General features: G+C 33.7%; 1 pseudogene. It reads right to left on the bottom strand.

Annotation, left to right across the window (positions count from 1 at the left end):
- Positions 1 to 344: pseudogene (locus Q4550_RS23310) on the bottom strand (hypothetical protein); the annotation flags it as partial.

Below are 344 nucleotides of genomic sequence, written 5' to 3'. Positions count from 1 at the left end.
TCATTCTTTTTGAATGAGGCTAATAATCGTTTCGTTACTTCTGCAGAAATATCCTGGGTTACGATTTCGTATTTGTAATCATCAGATTTTCCAATAAAATGAGATTCCGGAATATTGTTAAGTTTGTAGCTAACCCAATGAATCCCATTTAAATCAAACTCTTCAAGCTTATCTTTCGCTCCTGTATCGAAATCTCCTATCGAACGAACAACCGCATCTTTATGATACTGACGAACGTATAAAAGTTTGGATCCTGAGCCATCTTCATCTTCATCCTTTTTATAGCTATAAGTTAGATAGGCCTGTTTATAGTCTTTATATTTTTCATAACTAGCAGAATAAAG

The organism is Anaerobacillus sp. 1_MG-2023 (assembly GCF_030547345.1).
Classification (GTDB): domain Bacteria; phylum Bacillota; class Bacilli; order Bacillales; family Guptibacillaceae; genus Guptibacillus; species Guptibacillus hwajinpoensis_B.
This window is presented reverse-complemented; position numbering and strand designations above follow the sequence as displayed.